The sequence below is a fragment of the Pseudomonas sp. HY7a-MNA-CIBAN-0227 genome (assembly GCF_040310325.1).
Lineage (GTDB): Bacteria > Pseudomonadota > Gammaproteobacteria > Pseudomonadales > Pseudomonadaceae > Aquipseudomonas.
The window spans coordinates 91,538-112,503 of record NZ_JBEOPT010000005.1 but is presented as its reverse complement, the minus strand read 5'-3'; the positions used below and the strand labels follow the sequence as shown (position 1 = coordinate 112,503).

Sequence of the window (20,966 nt, the reverse complement as noted above, 5' to 3'; positions counted from 1 at the left end):
CGACTATTTGCGCAACAAGCGCAGACCATTGAACACCACCAGCAGGCTCACGCCCATGTCGGCGAACACCGCCATCCACATGGTGGCCATCCCGAAGAAGGTCACCGCGAGGAAGATCGCCTTGACCACCAGCGCCAGGGCGATGTTCTGCTTGAGGATACTCGACGTTTGCCGCGACAGCCGTATGAATGCCGGAATCTTGCGCAGGTCATCGTCCATCAGCGCCACGTCGGCGGTCTCGATGGCGGTGTCTGTACCGGCGGCGGCCATGGCAAAACCGATCTCGGCACGGGCCAGCGCCGGGGCGTCGTTTATACCGTCGCCAACCATGCCGACCCGATAGCCCTTGCCGTAGAGGGCTTCAATCGCTTGCAGTTTTTCGGTGGGCAACAGGTCGCCCCGGGCCTGATCGATGCCGACCTGGGCGGCAATCGCCTGGGCGGTGTGGGTATTGTCGCCGGTGAGCATCAGGGTTTTGATACCCAGGTCATGCAATTGCTGGATCGCTTCGCGGCTGCTGTCCTTGACGGTATCAGCCACGGCGAACAGTGCCAGCGGGCCGGATTTGTCCAGCAGCAGGACCACGGACTTGCCTTGCTTTTCCAGGGCGAAGAGTTTTTCTTCCAGGGCCGGTGAACATAGGCCCAGTTCTTCCACAAGGCGGTGGTTGCCCAGGTGATAGACCTCGCCGTTGATCTCACCGCGTACACCACGACCGGTCAGGGCTTCGAAGTTATCCACAGCATGCACGGGCAGATTTTTATCCACCGCCGCGTTGGCGATGGCCAGGGACACCGGGTGATCGGAACGACCGGCAAGGCTCGCCGCCAGTGCCGGCGCGCGGCCTTCAAAATTGGGGAGCAGCGCCAGGTAATCGGTTTGCACCGGCTTGCCGTGGGTGATGGTGCCGGTCTTGTCCAGGGCCAGGTAGTCGAGTTTGTAACCGCCCTCCAGGTACACGCCGCCCTTGATCAGGATGCCTTTGCGGGCGGCTGCAGCCAGGCCGCTGACGATGGTCACCGGGGTGGAAATCACCAGCGCACACGGGCAAGCCACTACCAGCAACACCAGCGCGCGGTAGATCCAGTCGAACCAGATGCCGCCCATGAACAGCGGTGGAATCACGGCCACGCCCAAGGCAAAGAGGAACACTACCGGGGTGTAGATTTTGGAAAAGCTGTCGACAAAGCGCTGGGTCGGCGCCCGCGCGCCCTGGGCCTGTTCCACGGCGTGGATGATCCGCGCCAGGGTGGAATTGTTGGCGGCCGCGGTGACTTTGTATTCCAGGGAACCGGCCTGGTTGATGGTGCCGGCGAAAACCTTGTCGCCGACGGTTTTCTCGATGGGCAGGCTTTCACCGGTGATGGGCGCCTGGTCGATGGTCGACTGGCCGGACACCACCTCGCCGTCCAGGCCAATGCGCTCGCCGGGACGAACCCGCACGATAGCGTCCAGTTCAATGGTTTTAACGTCTTTTTCAATCCAGCTTCCGTCAGCTTGACGAACCGTGGCCTGCTCCGGAGTCATCTGCATCAAGCCGCTGATGGCGTTACGCGCGCGGTCCAGGGACTTGGCCTCGATCAACTCGGCCACAGTGAACAGGAACATCACCATGGCCGCTTCCGGCCACTGGCCGATGAGGACCGCGCCAGTCACGGCGATGCTCATCAGGGCGTTGATGTTCAGGTTGAGGTTTTTCAGGGCTATCCAGCCCTTTTTATAGGTGGTGAGGCCGCCGCTGAGGATCGACACCAGCGCCACCAAGGCAATCACCCAAGTTGGCGCGGCATTGGTGAAGTGCAGCACTTCGGCGCCCAAGGCACCGAGGCCGGACAGCGCCAATGGCCACCAGTGTTTCTTGGCCGGAGGCGCGGCGGCGGCGATGCCTTCTTCGATCGGATCGGCCTGCATCCCCAGAGATTTGATGGCCTCGATGATCGGTGCCGTTGTCGGCAAGTCATGGGTCACACCGAGGACGCGGTTGATCAGGTTGAATTCCAGTTGTTGCACGCCAGCGAGCTTGCCCAGTTTGTTCTGGATCAGCGTCTGCTCGGTGGGGCAGTCCATGGCTTCGATGCGGAAGGTGCTCAGCCTGGAGCCTGCGGTGGGCGCTTCGCTCAATTGCACCAGGGACGGTGCCGCGGCGCCGGAGCAGCAAGAGCTGCCATGATTGTGCTTTTGCACAGGCTGAAGCTTTTCGCCGTGATCATGATCATGGTCGTGCTTGTGCGGGGCGTGGATAGAGTCGTTCATTAGTCGGGTCCGGAAAGGTGCCTGTTGCCAAGTAAAGACCCTGTAGCCACTATAGGGTCAAGCACCCTTTTGGAGATTGCTGCGATGAAGATCGGTGAGTTGGCAAAACTGACGGATTGTCAGGTGGAAACCATCCGTTATTACGAGAAGGAAGGCCTGCTGCCGCCGCCCGCGCGCAGCGAGGGCAATTACCGCTTGTACACCCAGGCCCACACCGAGCGGCTGACCTTTATCCGCAACTGCCGCAGCCTGGACATGACCCTTGAGGAAATTCGCAGCCTGTTGGGTTTGCGAGATAGCCCGCAGGACCAGTGCGAAAACGTTAATGCGCTGATCGACGAGCACATCCACCACGTCAAGGCGCGGATCGATGGGTTGTTGGCGTTACAGGAACAGTTACTCGACCTGCGCCAGCGTTGTGGCGAAGGGCCGGATATTGATCAATGTGGGATTTTGAAGCGACTGGAGGTCAGCGGAGGTGTGGCGGCGAGTGAGTCGGAGCATTCCCATGTGGGCAGGAGCCACGGGCATTGATGATCGTAATGGCCTGTGTGGCGAGCGGGCTTGCCCGCGTTGGGCGGCGCAGCAGCCCCAATAGGATCACCGCGCTCCGTCAGATAGATCGCGGTAGCCGATTTTAGGGCCGCTTCGCAGCCCAACGCGGGCAAGCCCGCTCGCCACCATAAGCCGGCCCGAGTGTCAGACCGCCATCGGCGCTGTCATCGGCGCATGGTGCTCGTAACCTTCCAGCGAGAAATCGCTCGGTTCGATCTGCTCCAGCCACTCCGGCTGGTACACACCCGTCTTGGCAAACTCCGGCACACGGTCACTGATCACCAGCTTGGGCGCCGCGAACGGCTCGCGCTTGAGCTGTTCGTTGAGCATGTCCAGATGGTTTTCGTAGACGTGGGCGTCACCGATGAAATAGGTGAACCAGCGCGGCGTGTAACCCGTCAGACGGCCGATCAGGCTCAGCAGCGCGGCGCCCTCGGTGAGGTTGAACGGCGTGCCCAGGCCCAAATCGTTGGAGCGAATATAGAGCGTCAAGGATATTTCCCTGGTCTCAACGTTGGGATGGAACTGGTACAGCAGGTGGCACGGCGGCAAGGCCATTTCATCGAGCTGGGCGCAGTTCCAACCATGGAACAGGATACGCCGGCTGCCCGGGTCCTTGATGATGGTGTCGACGCACTGGCGAATCTGGTCAATGGCCTTGTACAGCACCACATAGGCCTGACCGTCTTCCTCGCCTTCGGCGATTTGGCGGTAACCCTGGCTTAGGGTCTGCTCGATGGCAGCCTGGTTGCTGACCGGAATCTGCTTGTACGCCGGCCATTTGCGCCATTGCACGCCGTAGATCTCGCCGAGGTCGTCATTGCCCTGGCGGAACGGGTTGGCCAGCCATTGGGCGTTTTCGTTGGCGTTCTGGTCCCAGACCTTGCAACCCAGGGCGCGGAATTCGGCAGCGTTGTTCACCCCACGCAGGAAGCCGACCATCTCGCCAATCGCCGATTTGAAGGCCATTTTTCGGGTGGTGATCGCCGGAAAACCTTCCTGCAGGTCAAAGCGCAGCATCGCACCGGGAAAGCTGATGGTGTTCACGCCGGTACGGTTGGCCTGCTTGGTGCCGTTCTTGATGACGTGGGACACCAGATCGAGATATTGCTTCATGTCATTACCTGCATCGTTGAAGCCGAAGCCCTCAGGCCTCGGCGTTCGAATTTAAAGCGCGGTGTTCTTGATCGGTTGCGGGCGATTGTAAGCCCACCACAGCAGACCCAGGCCGGCGAGGATCATCGGGATGCTGAGAACCTGACCCATGGTCACCCAGCCAAACGCCAGGTAGCCCAGTTGCGCATCTGGCACCCGCACAAACTCGACGATAAAGCGGAAAATCCCGTAGAACAGCGCGAACATCCCCGATACCGCCATGGTAGGCCGCGGTTTACGAGAGTAAATATAGAGAATCAGGAACAGCGCCACACCTTCCAGGGCGAACTGATACAACTGCGACGGATGGCGCGGCAGTTGCGAAGGGTCGCTGAACGCCGGGAACACCATGGCCCACGGCACATCGGTCGGCTTGCCCCATAATTCGGCGTTGATGAAGTTGCCGATACGCCCGGCGCCCAGGCCAATCGGCACCATCGGTGCAACAAAATCCATCAGTTGGAAGAACGACTTGCCGTTGCGTCGGCCGAACCACCAGGCCGCGAGCATCACACCGATAAAACCACCGTGGAACGCCATGCCGCCTTTCCACACTTCGAAAATCAGCGTCGGGTTGGCGATGTAGGCACTCAGGTCGTAGAACAACACATACCCCAGGCGCCCGCCGACGATCACGCCCATCGACATCCAGAACACCATGTCGGAGAGCTTCTCCTTGGTCCAGGTCGGATCGAAACGGTTCAGACGCCGGGAAGCCAGCAGCCATGCACCGCCGATGCCAATCAGGTACATCAACCCGTACCAGTGGATTTTCAGCGGACCAATGGCCAGGGCCACCGGGTCGATATGCGGGTAAGGCAGCATTGCGACTCCTCGTTAAATCATTCGTTATTGCGCACGGACCATGCCGGGACGCGATTAAGCCTGCGTTACATAAAATAAGCTTCGTTACAGCAGAAAACTCAAACCGACACAAAACAACAGGCCGGCAAACAGCCGCTTGAGCAAGCGCGGCGACAATCGGTGAGCCAGGCGCGCGCCGAAACGGGCGGCTAGCATACTGGTCAGGGCGATACCCAGCAGCGCTGGCAAATACACGAACCCGAGACTATGAGCGGGCAACAGCGGATCGTGCCAGCCCAAAATCATGAAACTTAATGCACTGGCCAGGGCAATCGGCAAGCCGCAGGCCGATGAGGTAGCCACAGCCTGGCGCATCGGCACGCTGCGCCAGGTCAGGAACGGCACGGTCAGCGAGCCACCGCCAATGCCGAAAATCGCTGAAGCCCAGCCGATCACCGTGCCCGCCAGGGTCAGCCCGACCTTGCCCGGAACCGTTCGACTGGCCTTGGGTTTGACCTCCAGGGCCAATTGCACGGCGACGATCAGCGCGAATACGCCGATGATCTTCTGCAAGTGAGGCCCTGAGATGGCTTCAGCCGTCAACGCGCCAAAACCTGCGCCGATCAAAATACCGACGGTCATCCACACAAAAATCGGCCAACGCACCGCGCCAACCCGATGGTGCTCACGCACAGCATTGACTGAAGTGAAAATAATGCTCGCCAGCGACGTGCCTACCGCCAGGTGAGTCAATACCTGCGGATCAAAACCCTGCAAAGTGAAACTGAACACCAGCACCGGAACAATAATGATCCCGCCGCCCACGCCAAACAGCCCAGCGAGCACGCCTGCACAGGCGCCCAGCAGCAAATACAGTAGAAATTCCATGGGCACCCTCAAAATCAGACCGGCATGTTAACGGATGCGGGGCGCAAGGCGGAACTGGATGCGATGGATAGCTATGGGTACAGTGGGAAAAACACAAAGGGATCGCCTTATGTGCCTGATTGTTTTTGCCTGGCGGCCGGGCCATGTCCAGCCGCTGATCGTCGCGGCCAACCGTGATGAGTTCTATGCCCGACCCAGCCTGCCGCTGGCCCAGTGGCTCGATGCACCGCAGGTTTACGCCGGGCGTGATCAGGAAGCAGGGGGCACATGGCTGGGGGTTGGCGCGGATGGACGCTTTGCCGCGCTGACCAATATTCGCGACCCGCACCAGCCGCCGGCGCGTAAGTCCCGTGGAGAACTGGTAGCGCGATTTCTCAGCGGTTCGCTATCGCTGGACGCCTATTTGGCCGACGTTAACGGTAGATCGATTGAATATGCCGGGTTTAACCTGCTGATTGGGACGCGGGATGAGTTGTGGCATTACAACGCCAATGATTCTGCGCCCACTCAGTTGGCGGCCGGGATATATGGGTTATCCAATGCCGGGCTGGATACGCCGTGGCCCAAATTGCTCAAGGCCAAGGCGGCGCTGACTGAAGTGCTGGACGACCCGCGACCTGAAGCCTTGCTGGGCATTTTGAGCGACCCGCAGACCGCGCCTTTCGCCGACTTGCCGGATACCGGCGTAGGTTTGGCGACTGAGAGTTTGTTATCTAGCGTGTTTATTGCCAGCCCCAGTTATGGGACGCGGGCGAGTACGGCGCTGATCGTGAATGCCGATGGGTCGCGGCACATCGTCGAGCGCAGCTTCGGGCCCTATGGTGGGCAACTGGGAGAAGTCGAGCTGAAGCTTTAGACAGGCATTTGTGGCAAGCGGGCTTGCCACAAAAAAACCACTCGCTGCCAGGTTTAGAGGGTCTTCGCCGAAGCCGGATTGATCATCCGCGCCAACCCAAGGTTCTTCAGCGCCAGTTGCAGCGAGCTGTGGATAACTTGCGGGTTGTCGATGGTCATCAGCTCAGCCAGCAGCTCCTTGGCCTTGCTCAGGTTGATCTGGCGCAGCATCCATTTCACTTTCGGCAGGTTGGTGGCGTTCATCGACAGGCTGTCAAAGCCCATCGCCATCAACAACACTGCCGCCGCCGGATCGCCGGCCATTTCGCCGCAGATACTCACCGGCTTGCCTTCGGCATGGGCGTCGCGCACCACGTTCTGCAAGGCTTGCAGCACTGCCGGGTGCAGATAGTCGTAAAGATCGGCCACCCGTGGGTTGTTGCGGTCCACCGCCAGCAAGTACTGGGTCAGGTCGTTGGAGCCCACCGAAAGGAAGTCCACCTGCCGCGCTAGCTCCTTGGCCTGGTACACCGCTGCCGGAATTTCGATCATCACGCCAATGGGCGGCATCGGCACGTCGGTGCCTTCGTCGCGTACTTCGCCCCAGGCCCGGTGGATCAGGTGCAGCGCTTCTTCCAACTCGTGGGTGCCAGAGATCATGGGCAGCAGAATGCGCAGGTTGTTCAGGCCTTCGCTGGCCTTGAGCATGGCGCGGGTCTGGACGAGGAAGATTTCAGGATGGTCGAGGGTGACGCGAATGCCACGCCAGCCGAGGAAGGGGTTGTCTTCTTTGATCGGGAAATACGACAGTGACTTGTCGCCGCCAATGTCCAGGCTGCGCATGGTCACTGGCAACGGATGGAAGGCGGAAAGTTGCTCGCGATAAATCGCCAGCTGCTCCTTTTCGCTGGGGAACCGCTGATTGATCATGAACGGCACTTCAGTGCGGTACAAGCCTACCCCTTCGGCGCCACGCTGCTGCGCTCGGGCTACGTCCGCCAGCAAGCCGGTGTTAACCAGCAGCGGCATGCGGTGGCCGTCGAGGGTTATGCACGGCAGTTCCCGCAGGGCATCGAGCCCCTGGGACAGCTGGCGCTCTTCTTCCACCACTTCGGCGTATTGCTTGCGCAGCACTTCGCTGGGGTTGGTGTAGACCTCGCCGTGGTAGCCGTCGACGATCATCTGAATGCCGTCGACCTTGGAATACGGCAGGTCCACCAGGCCCATCACCGTGGGGATGCCCATGGCCCGTGCCAGGATCGCCACGTGGGAGTTGCCCGAACCCAATACCGAAACCAGGCCCACCAGCTTGCCCTCCGGCACTTCGCCGAGCATGGTGGCGGTCAGTTCCTCACTGATGAGAATGGTGTTGTCGGGGTAGACCAGCGTCGTGGAACGTTCTTCCTGCAGGTAAGCCAACAGACGGCGACCGAGGTCCTTCACGTCCGAGGCTCGCTCGCGCAGATAGGCGTCGTCCATCAATTCGAAACGGTTGACGTGATCGGTGACCACCTGGCGCAGTGCGCCCTGAGCCCACTGGCCAGTCTTGATCACGTCCTTGACTTCGCTGCCCAGGGACGCGTCGTCGAGCATCATCAGGTAAACGTCGAACAGTGCCCGCTCTTCGGGCCGCAGTTGGGTAGCCAGCTTGGTCGACAGGGTGCGCATGTCATTGCGCACGCCTTCGAGGGCGGTCTTGAACAGGCCGATCTCAGCCTCGATATCGGTAACCGTCTTGTCCGGTACCACGTCGAGGTCGGCCGGTGGCAACATGACCACGGCGGTGCCGACAGCAGCGCCTGGCGAACCGGGCACGCCGACGAACTTTGCTTCCTGGATGCCTTTGCCCTGACGGCCCAGGCCGCGGATCGAGCCGGTGGCCTCGGCGTGGGCAATAACCCCGGCCAATTGCGCGCTCATGGTCACGAGGAAGGCTTCTTCACCTTCGTCGAACTGGCGACGCTCTTTCTGCTGAATGACCAACACGCCAACAACGCGGCGGTGGTGAATGATCGGTGCACCGAGGAACGAGGCGTAACGCTCTTCGCCAGTTTCGGCAAAGTAGCGATAGCGCGGGTGATCGGCGGCATGTTCGAGGTTCAGGGGTTCTTCACGCGTCCCCACCAGGCCCACCAGGCCTTCATTGGGCGCCATGCTAACCTTGCCGATGGAGCGCTTGTTCAAGCCCTCGGTGGCCATCAGGACAAAACGGTTGGTCTCGGGGTCCAGCAGGTAAACCGAGCAGACCTGGCTGCCCATGGCTTCCTTGACGCGCAACACAATAATCCCCAACGCCGCCTTGAGATCCTTGGCGGAGTTAACTTCCTGGACGATCTTGCGCAGCGTATTGAGCATGGCTCGGGGTCGAACTCCGTCGTCAGTCGCGCGCTAAAAGGCGCGGGGCAAGCTCTTTGAGAGCGCGACGATAAACCTCGCGCTTGAATGTCACCACCTGGCCCAACGGATACCAATAACTGACCCAGCGCCAGCCATCGAACTCCGGTTTACCGGTCAAATCCATCCGCACCCGCTGCTCGTTGGAGACCAGGCGCAGGAGAAACCATTTCTGTTTCTGGCCGATGCACAGCGGTTGGCTGTGAGTCCTGACCAGACGTTGCGGCAAACGATAGCGCAACCAGCCCCGGGTACAGGCGAGTATTTGCACATCTTCTCGCTCAAGGCCTACTTCTTCGTTCAACTCACGGTACAAGGCGTCTTCAGGGGTTTCGTCGGGGTTGATTCCGCCTTGAGGAAACTGCCAGGCATCTTGGTTGATACGGCGAGCCCATAGCACCTGTCCGGAATCATTCGTAAGAATAATCCCGACATTAGGACGGAAACCATCGGGGTCGATCACGGCAACAACCTCGCAAACGCATGTCGCCGCATTGTTCCACAAAGGTTGATCCAGCGGCAACGAGGCTGCTTACCTTATGTGCACTCTTGTGAAAAGACCGTATTCTGGACGCCTTTTTACAGACTTTTCAGCGAGTAACCGCAATGCGCCTGGCTTTATTCGACTTGGACAACACGCTTTTGGGCGGCGACAGTGACCACGCCTGGGGTGATTACCTATGTGAACGGGGCATCCTCGATGCCGTCGCCTATAAGGCCCGTAACGACGATTTCTACCAGGATTACCTGGCCGGCAAGCTCGACAACGCCGCCTACCTCAACTTCTGCCTGGAAATTCTCGGCCGCACCGAGATGGCCCAACTGGACGAATGGCACCGTGATTATATGCGCGACTGCATCGAGCCGATCATGTTGCCCCTTGCCGTTGAATTACTGGCCAAACACCATGCTGCTGGCGATAAGTTGGTAATCATTACCGCCACCAACCGTTTTGTCACCGCGCCGATTGCCGCACGCTTGGGCGTTGAAACGCTGATCGCGACGGAATGCGAGATGGCGGATGGCCGTTATACCGGGCGCAGTACCGATATCCCATGCTTTCGCGAGGGCAAGGTGACGCGCTTGAATCGGTGGCTGGAAGAGACCGGGTACAGTCTGGAAAACAGCTATTTCTACAGTGATTCGATGAATGACTTGCCGTTGCTGGAGCAGGTGACACACCCGGTGGCGGTGGACCCGGACCCAAACTTGCGGGCCGAAGCCGAGAAACGCGGCTGGCCCGTGATTAGCCTGCGTAGCTGATGACCCACTGTAGGAGCGAGCTTGCTCGCGAAGAACGTCAACGATGACGCTGGCATTCTGAGTGAACGCGGCGCCCTCGGGCTTTTCGCGAGCAAGCTCGCTCCTACGGGGGTTGATAAGCCTTAAACCGGCTTGGCACCCATCAACCCAGCAATGGCAACAAAGCCCACCAGACTGACAACTGCCAGCGCCAAGGTGAAACTCAGGCTGCCTGCCCCGCCCAGTCGCAGTCGATTAAGCCGCGCCACCAACCAGAACCAGCTCAACGCCGCCACGGTGTAGATCACGCTGGAACCCAGTATCCAGGTCTGCCCCAGCGGCCAGCCGATCAGATGCGCCAGCCACCAACCGGTGAACGGCATGCTAACCAGGCAAATCCCCATCAACAACCAGACGAACACCCACGGCCGTTGCACGGTATAGGCAGGCCCTGCGCTGCGTTTGCGCCAGGCCAGCATGGCCAGCCCGATACCACTGAGTAGCAGCAATACGGTGGCTGCTATGTGGATAACTTTGAGGGTAGTCAGCGTTTCCATGTTCTCAATTCCTTAAAGGCCGCCCAATCAGCGTAGTCGTTCAACCGAGGAACAGTTGGTAGGCCGGGTTATCACTTTCATCCCAATACGGGTATCCGATGGCTTCCAGCGCCGCCGGCACCAGGTGACGCTCGCTCGCCGGCACTTGTAAGCCGGCGACCACACGTCCATCGGCCGCGCCGTGGTTGCGATAGTGGAACATCGAGATGTTCCAGCGCCCGCCCAACTTGTTAAGAAAGTTGAACAACGCCCCAGGACGCTCCGGGAACTCGAAGCGAAACACCACTTCATCGCTGACCTTCGCCGCATGGCCGCCGACCATATGGCGGATATGCAGCTTGGCCAGTTCGTTTTCCGTCAGGTCCAGCACCGGGAAACCCTGGCTGGTCAGGCTGGAGATCAGGGCGCTGCGCGGGTCGTTTTCCGGGTGGGTCTGCACGCCGACGAAAATGTGCGCTTCGCTGCCGGAATGGTAGCGGTAGTTGAATTCGGTGATCTGGCGCTTGCCCACGGCTTCACAGAAGGCTTTGAAGCTGCCCGGTTTCTCGGGGATGGTCACGGCAATAATGGCTTCGCGACCTTCACCCAACTCGGCACGCTCGGCCACATGGCGCAAGCGATCGAAGTTGACGTTGGCCCCGGAATCAATGGCGACAAAGGTCTGACCAGTGACGCCACGGGTCTCGACATACTTCTTGATCCCCGCCACGCCCAGGGCGCCGGCAGGCTCGGTGATGGAGCGGGTGTCGTCGTAGATGTCCTTGATCGCCGCGCAGATTTCATCGGTGCTGACGGTGATCACTTCATCCACATAGTCTTTGCAGATATCGAAGGTGTGCTGGCCGATCTGCGCCACTGCAACGCCGTCGGCGAAGATGCCCACGGTCGGCAGCACCACACGTTCACCCGCCGCCATGGCGGCTTGCAGGCAGTTGGAGTCGTCAGGCTCGACGCCGATGATCTTGATTTCCGGGCGCAGGTATTTCACGTAGGCCGCGATGCCAGCGATCAGGCCACCACCGCCCACCGGTACAAAAATCGCGTCCAACGGACCTGGATGCTGGCGCAAAATCTCCATCGCCACGGTGCCCTGCCCGGCAATGGTGTGCGGATCATCGTAAGGGTGAATGTAGACGAAGCCTTTTTCGTCGACCAGTTTCAGCGAGTACGCCAACGCTTCCGGAAAGGAATCACCGTGCAGCACTACTTTGCCGCCACGGGAGCGCACGCCTTCAACCTTGATCTCCGGGGTGGTCTTGGGCATCACGATAGTGGCCTTGACCCCCAGCACCTTGGCCGCCAGGGCCAGGCCCTGGGCATGGTTGCCGGCAGATGCGGTGACAACGCCGCGGGCGCGCTCTTCAGCCGTCAGTTGCGTGAGCTTGTTGTAAGCGCCGCGAATCTTGAAGGAAAACACCGGCTGCAAGTCTTCACGCTTGAGCCAGACCTTGTTACCCAGTCGCTCGGAGAGCTGGCGGGCGGTCTGCAACGGGGTTTCTACGGCAACGTCATAAACGCGCGAGGTGAGGATCTTCTTGACGTACTGTTCGAGCATCGGAAAGCATCACTGAGCGGTTTGGGCAGGGCCAAGGAGTCTAACCCAGCGTTTGGCCGGGCGACCACACGAATACAAAGGTTTTGTTGGGTTATACTCGCGCCCCTCTTTACTCCCCGCCCGTTCCGGAGCCCGCATGACCCAGGATCAACTCAAACAGGCAGTGGCCCAGGCCGCCGTCGATTTAATCCTTCCCAAGCTCGACGATAAAAGCATCGTCGGTGTCGGCACCGGCTCCACTGCCAACTGCTTTATCGATGCGCTGGCCCTGCACAAGGGCGCGTTCGACGGCGCCGTCGCCAGTTCCGAAGCCACCGCCGCACGCCTCAAGGGCCACGGAATTCCGGTGTACGAACTCAACACCGTCAGCGACCTGGAGTTCTACGTGGACGGCGCCGATGAAAGCGACGAACACCTGAACCTGATCAAAGGCGGCGGCGCAGCCCTGACCCGCGAGAAGATCGTCGCAGCCGTGGCCAAGACCTTCATCTGCATCGCCGACGCCAGCAAGCTGGTACCGGTCCTCGGCGCGTTCCCGCTGCCAGTGGAAGTGATCCCCATGGCCCGCAGCCACGTGGCCCGCGAGCTGGTGAAGCTGGGCGGCGACCCGGTGTACCGTGAAGGTGTGCTGACGGATAACGGCAACATCATCATCGACGTGTTCAATATGCAGATCACCAACCCGGTGGAGCTGGAGCGTCAGATCAATGCCATCGTTGGCGTGGTCACCAATGGCTTGTTTGCAGCGCGTCCTGCGGATGTGTTGCTGCTGGGCACTTCTGAAGGCGTGAAAACCCTTAAGGCTTGACCCTCCCCACTGATGGTTCCCACGCGTGGGAACCATCAGCGCTTGTAACAAAAACGCTACTTTCCGCAGCATTTCCGCCCAGCCCCTTCCAAAACTGCGCACCCCATCACGGCATCCCACGCCGTATCAGGTATCAAATCCGTTACAAATTACACCGAGGCGACCCACGCTTTTAACAATGCGCCAATTCGCGACCCTCCATGGAATGAGGCGCACATTGTGCAAAGGGTCTCGGCTCACGAATCCCAATCACCTCAAGGAAGACCTGTGATCAAGCCTCTAGCCCTCGCTATCAGCGTTGCCAGTGCCCTGCTGTCGACCCACTCCCTGGCCTACGATTACGGCCAACACGCCAACACCACCCTGGAAAAGCTGATCAACGACTACCCCGGTCGTTATCGCGGCACGGCCAATTTCGCCGGGGCGGCCGACTGGATGCAGAGCCAGATGGGCAGCGCCTACAACATCAGCCGTCAGGATTTTTCCTGGAGCGGTGGCAGCCGCGCCTCGCAAAACGTGGTCGCTTATGCCGCCGGCACAAAACCGCAGTACGTGGTGATCGGCGCGCACTTCGACACCTATTTCGGCCGCCCAACCTTGCAAGGCCTGGACGATAACGGCTCCGGCGCCAGCGTGCTGACGGAAGTGGCGAAGAACCTTGGCGGCCTGCAACTGGAAAACGGCCTGAAAATCGTCGGCTTTGGCGCCGAGGAAGAGGGTTTGCGCGGCTCAAAGGCGTTCGTCGACTCGCTGAGCGCCAGCCAACGGGCCAACATGTTGGCGATGATCAACCTCGACAGCCTGATAACCGGCGACATGATGTATGCCCACGCAGGCCAGAACAGCACCGCCAACCCGGCCCTGGCTTCACTGCGCGAACACACCTTACAGATCGCCAAGGAGTTGAACATCAACCTGTTCACCAACCCCGGCCTCGACCCGCAATACCCCGCTGGCACCGGCTGTTGCAGCGACGGGGAAGCCTTTGAGGGGCTGAATATCCCGATCCTTTATATCGAAGCCACCAACTGGGAGCTGGGGGACCTGGACGGCTACACCCAGACCGACAACCCGGCGATTCCCGGTGGCTCGACCTGGCACGACCCCAACGAAGACAACAAGGCCGTGCTGACCAACGCCTTCGGCCAGGAGCGCATCGACCAGCGTTTGCGGGACTATTCACGCCTGCTCAGCCGCCTGGTACTGGAGTTGACCAACGCCGACTTGATGGCATCCACCGCTTCGGGCGGCGCGGTTGCACGCAATATGCAGGACAATCTGCAACGCCAGCACCAGTCCATGGTGCGTCTGCATGATCGCCGCTGGCTGACACTGCAATCGGCCAGCCGCGAGGTGGGCAGCTTCGATGGCGAGATTGGCGTCGACGGCGAGTACAACCCGGACAGCGGTTTCGACACTGCGCCCAACCCCGAAGCCCGGCGCTTGGGGCTGCACGCCTTGGGCGACTACCAGTTGAGTTCAACTCTGAATATCGGCGCCAGCCTCAGCTATCTCAACGGGCGCGACAAGCTGGAACATCGCGGAAAACTGGAAAGCGACACGTGGCAAGCAGCGGTCTACGCCCTGCTGAACGATGGCGGCCCGACCTGGCTGGCGGGCGACCTGAGCATCGGCCACAGCAGCTTCGATTCCCAGCGCAACCTGGTGATCCAGGCCAATGGTGGGCCAGTACTGCTCAATCAGCACCTGACCGGCGAAACCGATGCCTTGTCCCTGGGCGCGCGGGTGCTCGGCGGCTACGACTTCGACTTCGGCGCCATCAAGAGCGGGCCGTTTGCCGGGCTGGACTACAGCCACTACCGCATCGATAAATTCCACGAGAAGCAGAACCTGCGAACTGCCCTTGAGTATCAGGAACAGTCCTTCGAATCCCTGGAAGCCAGCCTTGGCTGGCGCGTGCGTGGCGCCGTCGCCCTGCCCTATGGCTTGAGCCTGATGCCTTATGGCGATATCGCCTGGGTCAAGGAGCTGGCGGATGGTCGACTGGACGATCTTGACTTGATCGCCCGCGCCGATGGCCAGGCACGTACAGCCAAACTCGGTTCAGTGGACAAGACCTTTGGCCGGGCGCAAGTCGGCAGCCAACTGGCAATCACTCCGCAGCTTGGGGTGTACGCCGAAGTAAATGGCCGCCTGGGCCACTCCGAGGGCAGCCAGACCGGCTACTCATTGGGCGTGCAATGGATGTTTTGATTGAGGTGGCCCCTGCAGGAGCGAGGTGGGTTCGTTGGGTTCAGGGTGCCGGCTTCTTGAACACATAGAACAGGTTCGGCTCACTGACCATATAGAGCGTGCCGTGGTCGTCCATGGCAATCCCTTCGGCTTGGGGTACGCGTTTTTTCAAACCATGGCGTCCCTTGAGCAGCGACAAACTGCTCAAGGGACGACCGTCGATATCCAGCTCCAGCACCAGAAACGACTCATCGGACAGCGCCAGCAAATGGCCGCTGCGCTCATCGTATTGCAGGCTGGACAGGTCGCGCACAAACAGCCCTGCATCGCGCTTGGGGTTGTTGATGACGTGTACCGAGTAGGTTTTTTCTGGTTTGAAATGGGGGAAACCGTGCACTTCGTAGATCAGCATCGGGTCCTTTTCCTTGGCGACAAACAGCCGTTTGCCCACCGAGTCGTAGGCCAGGCCTTCAAAGCCCTTGTTGCTACCCAGGTGCAAACCCAAGGTCATTTGTTCGGCATCGGCGGCATCGAGAAACTGGGTGTCGTCCTTCAGGTGAACCTTGATCAACCGTTGCTGGTATTCGTCGCTGATGACGTAGGTGTTCTCGCTGATAAATTCCACCGCCTCGGCATCGCCAAAGCCCACCAAATGAATACGCCGCACAATTTTGCCACCCAGGGACAGCTCGATCAGTTCGGCGTTTTTATTGGTGACAGTGAACAGACTGTTGCGCACCGGATCGTAGGTCAGCGCCGAGACGTCATTGTCCAGGCCGTCGATGACCTGGGCCTCCACAGCGACTTGGTAGCCCGCCAGGCCAATGGAGCGCTCGTCGGCAGGCTGGCGCCAGGACTGCCAGTTGAACCAGGCACGTTCAAACAGGCGGAACTGCTGAGCGAGCACCCCCACGGCAACGAGGGCGATCAGCAACAGGATAAAAAAAGCGGGCTTGGGGCGGGCAAGTCGACGCATGGGAGCGGGCTCAAAGTAAAAACTGGCGAATGAATATCACGGCCGCCTGAATTTAAGCTTAAACGCACCTGACAGTCTGGTGAATGCCGCTGACAGAGAAGAGTCCGACGTAATCAGTCTGCTATTTCTGCTTCTCGAAACGATAGAACAGATTTGGCTCACTGACCATGTACAGGGTGCCGTTCTCGTCCATGGTCACACCTTCAGCACGGGGAATGGTGTTCTTCAAGCCGTTGAAGCCGCCGAGCAAGGTCATGAAGCTGACTTGCTCGCCTGTTCCATCCAACTCCAGCAGCAGGTGGGAATCGGCCGACAGCGCCAACATATGGCCGGTGCGCGGGTCGATGCTCAGGGCCGAAAGGTTGCGCATGTCCAATTCGGTGCTGGGGTGCTTCTGTTTGTCGCCAACCAGGGCCTGGCTGCCGTCGCTTTTCCAGGTGAACAAGGCCGGTGGGCGTTCCTCACCCAGTACGAGTTGCTGGTTGCGTTTGTCCCAGGTGATGGCTTCGAACGCTTTGTTCTGGTCCTTGGACGGGCCAAGGTCATAGGTCGGGAAGTCGGCGAAGGTCAGTTGGCGGGTGCCTGCATCGACCTTGACCAGGGTCAGGGTGTGCATGCGCTCATCGACAATGGCCAGCACGCCGTTCTCCATCACGGTCACACCTTCCGGGTTGTTCCAGCCAAGCAGCGGCATCTTGCGCAGCACATCGCCTTGCAGGCTCAGCTCGACCAGGAACGGGTTCTTGCCCATGACCGAGAACAGCGTTTTGGTTTGCGGGTTGTAGGCCAGGTCCGAAGCTTCGTCCTTTTCCATCCCCGGCAGTAGCTTGGCGTCGATCACCGCGTGATAGTCCGGAAGCCAAACGCTTTCCTGGCGCTCTACCGGGCTTTCGAAGCGCTCCAGCACCCATAACACGCCACGGTCGTCCCAGTGCATCGCCCAGGAGACGCCATAGATGATCGACCCGGCCAGGAACAGCCAGGAATACCAGCGCATGACGAAGCGTGAACGGCGAGAGGGTTTTACTGACGGAAGAGGCACGGCCATTGAGAACTTTCCAAAAAGTCAGCTATAGGTGATAGCACAGGATCGACAGGCCCGCGTGCCGCAGTCTAGGGATTATCCAGATGAGCTGTGAAAAAAATGCAACACGCCAACGCTGGGCAACCTGGGAACGGGCTTGTCGTGGCGAGCGGACTTGCCCGCTCGCCACAAAGTTTTAGCGAACGCTGCTTTCGAAGCGACTGACACCCGGTAATTCCAGCACCAGTTCATCACCGGCATTCAACGGCCCCACGCCGGCAGGCGTACCGGTGAGGATCACATCACCCGCCTGCAGCGAAAAGCAGCCAGCCATGTGCTGGATCATCGGGATAATTGGATTGAGCATGCTGGCGCTATTACCATCCTGGCGCACCTCACCATTGATGGTCAGGCGAATGCCAATGTCGGCGATGTCCGCAAAACTGCTGCCCACTACAAACGGTGCAATCACCGCCGCGCCGTCGAAGGACTTGGCGATTTCCCACGGCAGCCCCTTGGCTTTCAGTTCGGCCTGTTTGTCGCGCAGGGTCAGATCCAGGGCCGGAGCGAAGCCAGAGATGGCGTCCAGCACTTCTTCGCGGCTGGGCTTGGTCGACAAGGGCTTGCCGATCAGTACCGCAATTTCCGCTTCGTAATGCACCGAACCACGCTCGGCAGGAATGGTGAAACCGCCTTCCAGCGCCACGACGCAACTGCCCGGCTTGATAAACAGCAGGGGCTCGGTGGGTACCGGGTTATCCAGTTCCTTGGCGTGTTCGGCGTAGTTGCGCCCGATGCACACCACTTTCCCCAGGGGAAAGTGGATATTGGTCCCGTCGACGTACTTATGCTGATAGCTCATTGACCCACTCCTGGTTCGTGACTGTTAAACAGCGAAAATCTTGCCTGGGTTCATGATCCCGTTCGGGTCGAACACTGCCTTCACTGCCTTCATGTATTCAATTTCTACTGGCGAACGGGTATAGCTCAGATAATCGCGCTTGGTCATCCCAACGCCGTGTTCGGCGGAGATCGAACCGTTGTACTTCTCGACGGTTTCGAACACCCACTTGTTGACGGTGGCGCACTTGGCGAAGAACTCGTCCTTGCTCAGGTTTTCCGGCTTGAGGATGTTCAAGTGCAGGTTGCCGTCGCCGATGTGGCCGAACCAGACAATTTCGAAGTCTGGGTAGTGTTCGCCGACGATCGCGTCAATTTCCTTCAGGAAAGCCGGGACTTTCGATACGGTGACCGAGATGTCGTTCTTGTACGGCGTCCAGTGAGAAATAGTCTCAGAGATGTACTCGCGCAGCTTCCACAGGTTGTGCAGCTGGGTTTCGCTCTGGCTCATCACGCCGTCCAGTACCCAGCCCTGCTCGACGCAGTGCTCGAAGGTTTCCAGGGCATCGTTGGCCACTTCTTCAGTGGTCGCTTCAAATTCCAGCAGCGCGTAGAACGGGCAGTCGGATTCGAACGGCGCCAGCACGTCGCCACGGGCGAGGACCTTGGCCAGGGCTTTGTCGGAGAAGAATTCGAAGGCGGTCAGGTCCAGCTTGCTCTGGAAGGCGTGCAACACGGGCATGATCGAGTCGAAATCGGCGGTACCGAGAACCATGGCGGTGAGGTTTTTCGGCGCACGGTCCAGGCGCATGGTCGCTTCAACCACAAAGCCCAAAGTGCCCTCGGCGCCGATAAACAGCTGGCGCATGTCGTAGCCGGTGGCGTTCTTGATCAGGTCTTTGTTCAGTTCCAGCAGGTCGCCTTTGCCGGTGACCACTTTCATGCCCGCGACCCAGTTGCGGGTCATGCCGTAGCGAATCACCTTGATCCCGCCGGCATTGGTGCCGATATTGCCGCCAATCTGGCTGGAGCCGGACGACGCGAAGTCCACCGGATAGTACAGGCCCTTTTCTTCGGCGGTGTTCTGCAACTGCTTGGTGACCACGCCCGGTTGGCACACGGCGGTGCGATCGGTGAGGTTCACGTCGAGGATCTGGTTCATATAGTCGAACGACACCACCACTTCGCCATTGGCGGCTACCGCTGCGGCCGAAAGGCCGGTGCGGCCACCAGATGGCACCAGCGCGACCTTGTGTTCATTGGCCCAGCGAACAATGGCCTGCACCTGCTCAGTGGTCTTCGGGAAGACAATGGCGGTAGGGGCCGGGGCGAAATGCTTGGTCCAATCCTTGCCGTAAGCATTCAGGGAGTCGGCATCGGTCAGGACCTTGCCAGGCTCAACCAGGGTCTTTAGCTCATCAATCAGGGCAGGATGGGTCATCGACAGAACTCTCGAACAATTCATGGTCATCCTGAGAACGCTTCACGTCGCAGGAATGGGTGTTTAGCGGGGCACGTATGCTAGCATACCGCCCCCGCAGGATAGTGCCCAAGGGCGTTCTGCGGTGACGGCTTTCCTGCCGTCCGGGTCAGCTTGCGCTGCTCGACTCCCTGCCAATTTTCTCCGGGATACAGGTTTACGCAGATGAGCAAGACTTCTCTCGATAAGAGCAAGATCAAGTTCCTTCTTCTGGAAGGCGTCCACCAATCGGCCGTCGACGTCCTGAAGGCCTCCGGGTACACCAGCATTGAGTACATCACCAGTTCTCTGCCGGAATCCCAGCTCAAGGAAAAGATCGCCGACGCGCACTTTATCGGCATCCGCTCCCGCACCCAGTTGACCGAAGAAATCTTCGACCATGCCAAGAAACTTGTGGCTGTAGGGTGTTTCTGCATCGGCACCAACCAGGTCGACCTCAACGCGGCGCGCGAGCGCGGCATCGCGGTGTTCAACGCACCGTATTCCAACACCCGTTCCGTTGCTGAACTGGTGCTGGCCGAGGCCATCCTGCTGCTGCGCGGTATCCCTGAGAAGAACGCTTCCTGCCACCGTGGCGGCTGGATCAAAAGCGCGGCCAACTCCTTCGAAATCCGCGGCAAGAAGCTGGGTATCGTCGGTTACGGCTCGATCGGCACGCAATTGTCGGTCCTGGCCGAAGGCCTGGGCATGCAGGTGTACTTCTACGACACCCTGACCAAATTGCCGCTGGGCAACGCCACTCAGGTCTCCAGCCTGACTGAGCTGCTGGGCATGTCGGACATCGTCACCCTGCACGTTCCGGAAACCGCTGAAACCCAGTGGATGATGGGCGAGAAAGAAATCCGCGCCATCAAGAAGGGCGGAATCTTGATCAACGCTGCTCGCGGCACCGTGGTCGAACTGGACGCCCTGGCCGACGCGATCAAGGACAAGCACCTGATCGGCGCCGCCATCGACGTGTTCCCGGTAGAGCCTCGCTCCAACGACGACATCTTCGAAAGCCCGCTGCGTGGCCTGGACAATGTGATCCTGACCCCGCACATCGGCGGTTCCACCGCTGAAGCCCAGGTCAACATTGGCCTGGAAGTGGCGGAGAAGCTGGTCAAGTACAGCGACAACGGTACATCGGTGTCCTCGGTCAACTTCCCGGAAGTGGCTCTGCCGGCTCACCCTGGCAAGCACCGCCTGCTGCACATCCACAAGAACATTCCGGGTGTGATGAGCGAGATCAACAAGGTCTTCGCGGAAAACGGCATCAACATTTCCGGTCAGTTCCTGCAGACCAACGAGAAAGTCGGCTACGTCGTCATCGACGTCGACGCCGAGTACTCGGACCTGGCGCAAGAGAAGCTGCAGCACATCAACGGCACGATTCGTAGCCGCGTGTTGTTCTAGGTTTCAAGCGTCC

At 59.7% G+C, this 20,966-nt stretch carries 18 protein-coding genes; 6 read left to right on the top strand and 12 right to left on the bottom strand.

Going from position 1 to position 20,966, the window contains the following annotated elements:
* Positions 1-3: 3 nt before the first annotated feature.
* A complete protein-coding gene (locus tag AAEZ06_RS10460; protein WP_149412247.1) occupies positions 4-2,253 on the bottom strand; it encodes a heavy metal translocating P-type ATPase in 2,250 nt (749 codons plus the stop codon).
* 84 nt (positions 2,254-2,337) lie between these two features.
* Between AAEZ06_RS10460 and cadR the strand changes: the two genes are divergently transcribed.
* Positions 2,338-2,787 carry a Cd(II)/Pb(II)-responsive transcriptional regulator gene (cadR, locus tag AAEZ06_RS10455; RefSeq protein ID WP_149412248.1) on the top strand — a complete coding sequence of 150 codons (450 nt, stop codon included), beginning with the start codon at positions 2,338-2,340 and terminating at the stop codon, positions 2,785-2,787.
* A 165-nt stretch (positions 2,788-2,952) separates the two neighbouring features.
* Here the strand turns inward: cadR and AAEZ06_RS10450 are convergent, their stop codons facing one another.
* The 3 genes from AAEZ06_RS10450 to AAEZ06_RS10440 form a co-directional block, all read right to left on the bottom strand.
* Complete coding sequence (locus tag AAEZ06_RS10450) at positions 2,953-3,924, bottom strand: thymidylate synthase (protein ID WP_149412249.1); 972 nt, start codon at positions 3,922-3,924, stop codon at positions 2,953-2,955.
* A 51-nt stretch (positions 3,925-3,975) separates the two neighbouring features.
* Complete coding sequence (gene lgt / locus AAEZ06_RS10445) at positions 3,976-4,788, bottom strand: prolipoprotein diacylglyceryl transferase (protein WP_149412250.1); 813 nt, start codon at positions 4,786-4,788, stop codon at positions 3,976-3,978.
* A gap of 84 nt (positions 4,789-4,872) precedes the next feature.
* Positions 4,873-5,655: a sulfite exporter TauE/SafE family protein gene (locus AAEZ06_RS10440; RefSeq protein ID WP_149412251.1), complete on the bottom strand. Its 783-nt coding sequence runs from the start codon at positions 5,653-5,655 to the stop codon at positions 4,873-4,875.
* A gap of 109 nt (positions 5,656-5,764) precedes the next feature.
* Between AAEZ06_RS10440 and AAEZ06_RS10435 the strand changes: the two genes are divergently transcribed.
* Positions 5,765-6,511, top strand: a complete 747-nt coding sequence (locus AAEZ06_RS10435) for an NRDE family protein (protein ID WP_149412252.1) — start codon at positions 5,765-5,767, stop codon at positions 6,509-6,511.
* A 53-nt stretch (positions 6,512-6,564) separates the two neighbouring features.
* Here the strand turns inward: AAEZ06_RS10435 and ptsP are convergent, their stop codons facing one another.
* Positions 6,565-8,844 (bottom strand): phosphoenolpyruvate--protein phosphotransferase, encoded by a 2,280-nt coding sequence (ptsP, locus tag AAEZ06_RS10430; RefSeq protein WP_149412253.1) that lies wholly within the window; start codon positions 8,842-8,844, stop codon positions 6,565-6,567.
* Positions 8,845-8,866: 22 nt separating this feature from the next.
* Positions 8,867-9,346 (bottom strand): RNA pyrophosphohydrolase, encoded by a 480-nt coding sequence (locus AAEZ06_RS10425; protein ID WP_133100907.1) that lies wholly within the window; start codon positions 9,344-9,346, stop codon positions 8,867-8,869.
* A 143-nt stretch (positions 9,347-9,489) separates the two neighbouring features.
* Here AAEZ06_RS10425 and AAEZ06_RS10420 point away from each other — a divergent pair, with 143 nt between their 5' ends.
* Positions 9,490-10,146 carry a histidinol-phosphatase gene (locus tag AAEZ06_RS10420; RefSeq protein ID WP_350614170.1) on the top strand — a complete coding sequence of 219 codons (657 nt, stop codon included), beginning with the start codon at positions 9,490-9,492 and terminating at the stop codon, positions 10,144-10,146.
* A 122-nt stretch (positions 10,147-10,268) separates the two neighbouring features.
* Here AAEZ06_RS10420 and AAEZ06_RS10415 read toward each other — a convergent pair whose 3' ends face one another.
* On the bottom strand, positions 10,269-10,682 hold the full coding sequence (locus AAEZ06_RS10415) for a DUF2269 family protein (RefSeq protein WP_350614168.1): 414 nt from the start codon (positions 10,680-10,682) through the stop codon (positions 10,269-10,271).
* 40 nt (positions 10,683-10,722) lie between these two features.
* Positions 10,723-12,237, bottom strand: a complete 1,515-nt coding sequence (gene ilvA, locus AAEZ06_RS10410) for a threonine ammonia-lyase, biosynthetic (RefSeq protein ID WP_149412256.1) — start codon at positions 12,235-12,237, stop codon at positions 10,723-10,725.
* Between the two features lie 136 nt (positions 12,238-12,373).
* Between ilvA and rpiA the strand changes: the two genes are divergently transcribed.
* Positions 12,374-13,045 (top strand): ribose-5-phosphate isomerase RpiA, encoded by a 672-nt coding sequence (gene rpiA, locus AAEZ06_RS10405; RefSeq protein WP_133100903.1) that lies wholly within the window; start codon positions 12,374-12,376, stop codon positions 13,043-13,045.
* Positions 13,046-13,312: 267 nt separating this feature from the next.
* Positions 13,313-15,259: an autotransporter domain-containing protein gene (locus tag AAEZ06_RS10400; protein ID WP_149412257.1), complete on the top strand. Its 1,947-nt coding sequence runs from the start codon at positions 13,313-13,315 to the stop codon at positions 15,257-15,259.
* Between the two features lie 40 nt (positions 15,260-15,299).
* Here AAEZ06_RS10400 and AAEZ06_RS10395 read toward each other — a convergent pair whose 3' ends face one another.
* The 4 genes from AAEZ06_RS10395 to AAEZ06_RS10380 form a co-directional block, all read right to left on the bottom strand.
* Positions 15,300-16,214, bottom strand: coding sequence for an SdiA-regulated domain-containing protein (locus tag AAEZ06_RS10395; protein ID WP_149412258.1), 915 nt, complete (start codon positions 16,212-16,214; stop codon positions 15,300-15,302).
* A gap of 121 nt (positions 16,215-16,335) precedes the next feature.
* Positions 16,336-17,262, bottom strand: a complete 927-nt coding sequence (locus AAEZ06_RS10390; RefSeq protein WP_149412259.1) for an SdiA-regulated domain-containing protein — start codon at positions 17,260-17,262, stop codon at positions 16,336-16,338.
* Positions 17,263-17,434: 172 nt separating this feature from the next.
* Positions 17,435-18,100, bottom strand: a complete 666-nt coding sequence (locus AAEZ06_RS10385; protein ID WP_149412260.1) for a fumarylacetoacetate hydrolase family protein — start codon at positions 18,098-18,100, stop codon at positions 17,435-17,437.
* A 24-nt stretch (positions 18,101-18,124) separates the two neighbouring features.
* A complete protein-coding gene (locus tag AAEZ06_RS10380) occupies positions 18,125-19,519 on the bottom strand; it encodes a D-2-hydroxyglutarate dehydrogenase (protein WP_149412261.1) in 1,395 nt (464 codons plus the stop codon).
* Positions 19,520-19,723: 204 nt separating this feature from the next.
* Here AAEZ06_RS10380 and serA point away from each other — a divergent pair, with 204 nt between their 5' ends.
* Entirely contained in the window at positions 19,724-20,953 is a 1,230-nt protein-coding gene (gene serA / locus AAEZ06_RS10375) for a phosphoglycerate dehydrogenase (protein ID WP_350614163.1), read from the top strand.
* The last annotated feature ends 13 nt before the right edge of the window (positions 20,954-20,966 follow it).

Bases quoted from the DNA above. Each gene is read 5' to 3' on its own strand.
- AAEZ06_RS10415 (WP_350614168.1), bottom strand. From the start codon at position 10,682: ATGGAAACGCTGACTACCCTCAAAGTTATCCACATAGCAGCCACCGTA.
- AAEZ06_RS10450 (WP_149412249.1), bottom strand. From the start codon at position 3,924: ATGAAGCAATATCTCGATCTGGTGTCCCACGTCATCAAGAACGGCACC.
- lgt (WP_149412250.1), bottom strand. From the start codon at position 4,788: ATGCTGCCTTACCCGCATATCGACCCGGTGGCCCTGGCCATTGGTCCG.
- cadR (WP_149412248.1), top strand. From the start codon at position 2,338: ATGAAGATCGGTGAGTTGGCAAAACTGACGGATTGTCAGGTGGAAACC.
- AAEZ06_RS10380 (WP_149412261.1), bottom strand. From the start codon at position 19,519: ATGACCCATCCTGCCCTGATTGATGAGCTAAAGACCCTGGTTGAGCCT.
- AAEZ06_RS10395 (WP_149412258.1), bottom strand. From the start codon at position 16,214: ATGCGTCGACTTGCCCGCCCCAAGCCCGCTTTTTTTATCCTGTTGCTG.
- AAEZ06_RS10385 (WP_149412260.1), bottom strand. From the start codon at position 18,100: ATGAGCTATCAGCATAAGTACGTCGACGGGACCAATATCCACTTTCCC.
- ilvA (WP_149412256.1), bottom strand. From the start codon at position 12,237: ATGCTCGAACAGTACGTCAAGAAGATCCTCACCTCGCGCGTTTATGAC.
- AAEZ06_RS10440 (WP_149412251.1), bottom strand. From the start codon at position 5,655: ATGGAATTTCTACTGTATTTGCTGCTGGGCGCCTGTGCAGGCGTGCTC.
- ptsP (WP_149412253.1), bottom strand. From the start codon at position 8,844: ATGCTCAATACGCTGCGCAAGATCGTCCAGGAAGTTAACTCCGCCAAG.
- AAEZ06_RS10460 (WP_149412247.1), bottom strand. From the start codon at position 2,253: ATGAACGACTCTATCCACGCCCCGCACAAGCACGACCATGATCATGAT.
- AAEZ06_RS10435 (WP_149412252.1), top strand. From the start codon at position 5,765: ATGTGCCTGATTGTTTTTGCCTGGCGGCCGGGCCATGTCCAGCCGCTG.
- AAEZ06_RS10390 (WP_149412259.1), bottom strand. From the start codon at position 17,262: ATGGCCGTGCCTCTTCCGTCAGTAAAACCCTCTCGCCGTTCACGCTTC.
- serA (WP_350614163.1), top strand. From the start codon at position 19,724: ATGAGCAAGACTTCTCTCGATAAGAGCAAGATCAAGTTCCTTCTTCTG.
- rpiA (WP_133100903.1), top strand. From the start codon at position 12,374: ATGACCCAGGATCAACTCAAACAGGCAGTGGCCCAGGCCGCCGTCGAT.
- AAEZ06_RS10420 (WP_350614170.1), top strand. From the start codon at position 9,490: ATGCGCCTGGCTTTATTCGACTTGGACAACACGCTTTTGGGCGGCGAC.